Raw genomic sequence first — 3,721 nt, forward strand, 5'->3', positions numbered from 1 at the left:
ATACAGCCGAAACTTATTTTTAAATCTCGACTGTAGTACCGCACAATCAGAATATTAATCCTTTTTTATTTTCATATATATACTTTCAGTGAAGGTATTAGAGCAATTAAATAGATGACTAGGATCTCCAAAACAACTGTCAGGAAGCGAGTGAGATAGAGTTAACGGAGTAATATTGCTAAGATTTCGGATATAGTAATCAAAGCCATTATTGAAATTTGAATCTATTACTGAAAAGGAAGATTCATTATGAGGAAGTGTAACCCAGAATATATCTATCTTGTTTTCATGAGCTAGTTTAATGGCTTTTTTTAAATAATGATCGAGTAATGGGCTAGGTTTAAACCCGACCTTGATATGCGTTTCTTGATTCATTCCCGAACTAGATTCCTTCCTACCGAAAAAGTATTGGCCTTTGGACTTATTTATAGTTTCAGATACTTTTTTATTGTTATTACTGTTGATTTGTAATCTAAATATTGATTTTTTTATGTCACCAAAATATGAACCTGGTTTTACCCAATAGTCATACCAACTTCTGTCATCGCCAAGGATAGGATCATCAAGCTCATCTGCAACATTTGATATTTCAATATAATCTAATGGGGATAGGAAATGAAATTTGTTAGTTCTATGCCAATATGTATCTTCTTTGGTTAAATGAAATGGACCATAACTTAAGATCAAATTATCCAACTCGTTACCACTTTCAATAATTCTTTTTAAAGTATAATACCCTTCAATAGGAGTTCCGCCACCGACAGAATAATTATACCAGTCTTCTCCCATTAAATTAGGTACGAGCCCTGCTTTTGATCGCGAGTCACCAATTATTACATTCGTTATAGTTTTATTATATTGTTTTGATCTTTCTTTGACATCTTGCCACATAGGGTATTCCCAATTAAAGATAGACGAAAAATTATTTGTTATAGTTAGTTGAACTAAAGTGTATATTACTGGAGATATTATAAAAAACAATCCAATGAATTTAATTGATTTCATTTTTTCACTAAAAATTAAAATATAGAAAGGCACTGTCTTTTGTGAATAATATCACACTCGACACAAAGAAAAATATTGAGCTCACTAGCGTTATGTACGTTGCTTTAAAGGGTTTTTCATGCGGGTTCCTTATAAAGAAAACTGATAGCAAGCCAAATAAGATCAGAAGTATTAGAGTGCTATCAGCGTCTGTATTTTTATAGTCGTTAATTGATATCATTTTAGTTAAAATACTAATGGCCATATCCATATTTTCTGATCTAAATATAACCCAAGAAGCATTAACAAAAAGAAATGTAATTAATATGGAAGCTAATTTTGGGATTCTTATATTGAATACTTTCCATAACCTATGATTGACTAGCGCGACTCCGTGAATTAACCCCCATAAAGCGAATGTCCAACCAGCTCCATGCCATATCCCACCAATTAGAAATGTTATGATCAAATTGAGTGATATGATTATGTTCGATTTTCTATTACCCCCTAAAGGTATATATATATAATCTCGTAAAAACGCGCCTAATGTTATGTGCCACCTTCTCCAAAACTCTTGGATATTTCTAGATTTATATGGACTATTAAAATTCAAAGGTAGTCTAACTCCAAAAACGAGCGCTAGCCCCATTGCCATGTCACAATAACCGCTAAAATCAAAATATAATTGAAGAGTATAAGATAGCGACGTTGTCCAAGATTCTATGAAAGTTAAGTTAGAATAGTTATCAAACCCATCATTGACATAGCTACCAAATGTATCAGCAATTACTACTTTCTTAAACAAACCAACTGAAAACAGAAACAAACCCTCACAGAAGTTATCAATTTTCACCATTGATTTTTCTAATTGGGGTAGTAATTGATTATGATGAACTATTGGCCCGGCGATCAATTGAGGAAAGAAGCAAACAAATGCAGAATATTCCCAGAAGCCGTAGCTTAGCTTTTCTTTGTAGTTGTCAACTAAATATGCAATCTGTTGGAAAGTAAAAAAAGAAATAGCTAATGGTAATATTATTGATTCGTTATTTAAATTTGATGATAGGATTACATTCATATTATCAATGATAAAGTTGAAATATTTATAATACCCTATAACCAATATATTTATAGCTATAGATATTGCTAAAGATAATTTATTACTAATTAATTTACTTGCAATGTAGTTAAAGGATATACTTGCAATTAATAATATCGTATAGTAGGGATTCCAATAGGAATAAAAAGCTAAACTTATCAATGTGATTTTTTTATATTTATCACCATTAGTTAAACAGAACATAGCTAAAGCTATTGGGAAAAACAAAAATATAAATTCATAACTATTGAATAGCACAAAACATCCTATTAATAAAAAATATATTACATAATTTAAAATTAAAACAAACTAAAGTTTATGCATTGTGGTAAAAAAAACACTAGACTAGCTTCAACCATTCCAACTTCACATAAAACTTTATGAAAGCGATATTTGTTTTCAAAGCTAACTACGCTTGGATACCCGAGAACACTACGCCTTTTTGTTCGATTACAGTTGAGTTTAATTCAGTCGAAGACCGCTTGACGCATCGCATCTTTATCTATTACTTTCACATACTATATCATTTCTTCCTTCATGAGTAGGCAGCCATAACACTCTGATTTAACCAGAATTACTCATCATAGTCCATTATTAAATAATATGGTCTTCTAAGGTAGAATTTTTACTACAATTACTTAATTTACATATTTAGCTTTCTATATTGAGTTGTATACGCCTGACGGCAGGACGAGGCATGAAGTTGAGGTATATGTAAATGCCATTGCTTAGAATGGTGTTTTTTCGAAGTCAAACTCAAAGCCAAACCCATCTAAGTCTATATCATCTTCAGCAACGGGGGCTTGTTGTATCTAATCCTCTGCATATTTATGTGTGTTCTGCACAACTAAATCAGGACACTTTTTATCTCATACTCCACAGGTGATAGATCACCATTGGCTGTATGAGGCCTTTCTAAGTTGTAATAGCGCATATACGCTGATACGTCATTTTTCATATGGGCACGAGTTGGTTGCGTGACTTTCAACAACCAGTCATGTTTTAAGCTATCAAAGAATCTCTCAACAACCGTATTATCCCAACACGCCCCAACGTCTCCCATACTGGCTCTGATACCATAGCTACCCAACAATTTCGATCGCATCTACTCGTATTGTGAGCCTCTATCAGAGTGAAACACTTGCCCTTTAGGCGGCTGACGCAGGTTATAAGCCTTTATCATTGCTTTACTTACCAAGTCTGTGATCATGCGTTTATCAATGTGCCGACCGGCAATCCGCCTAGAATATAAATCCGTTGCAATAGCCAGGTACATCCAGCCTTCACCTGTACTAATTCAGACCTGTTTTTAAATACGTCACTTGCCAATATTTGGTTAGTGGCAACTGGGTTGAAGTTCTGATTAAGCAAATTATCAGCGACTGCGTCACTGTTTTTACGCTTCGTTGTAACCTTGTATGTAATCCGTTGGGTCACCACTAAACTGAATAGCCACCAAATCAGTAGACACTCTTTGACTTGATTTCATATTGCTTTTCATACTCTACTGGCGACAACTGATTATTGGAACCATGTCGCCGTTTAATGTTGTAGAACATCTCAATATATTCGAAGATGTCCTTACGCGCTTCCTCTCTAGTGGTGTAGACCTTCCGCTTAATTTTTTCTCTTTTGAGT

General features: G+C 33.6%; 3 protein-coding genes and 1 pseudogene. All 4 read right to left on the reverse strand.

Features of this window, described 5'->3' with window-relative positions; genetic code table 11:
* Positions 1-54: 54 nt before the first annotated feature.
* The gene (locus BLO31_RS21725; RefSeq protein WP_070971884.1) at positions 55-891 is read right to left on the reverse strand and encodes a DUF1574 domain-containing protein; all 837 of its coding nucleotides are present in this window, start codon (positions 889-891) and stop codon (positions 55-57) included.
* A 121-nt stretch (positions 892-1,012) separates the two neighbouring features.
* Positions 1,013-2,341 (reverse strand): MBOAT family O-acyltransferase, encoded by a 1,329-nt coding sequence (locus tag BLO31_RS21730; protein ID WP_070971887.1) that lies wholly within the window; start codon positions 2,339-2,341, stop codon positions 1,013-1,015.
* 589 nt (positions 2,342-2,930) lie between these two features.
* Positions 2,931-3,526 (reverse strand): annotated as a pseudogene (locus tag BLO31_RS21735) (IS3 family transposase); the annotation flags it as partial.
* A gap of 17 nt (positions 3,527-3,543) precedes the next feature.
* Positions 3,544-3,721 (reverse strand): IS3 family transposase (locus BLO31_RS21740; RefSeq protein WP_139159084.1); only part of this gene is annotated, 178 nt, incomplete at its 5' end.

Source organism: Vibrio sonorensis (assembly GCF_001854765.1).
Lineage (GTDB): Bacteria > Pseudomonadota > Gammaproteobacteria > Enterobacterales > Vibrionaceae > Vibrio > Vibrio sonorensis.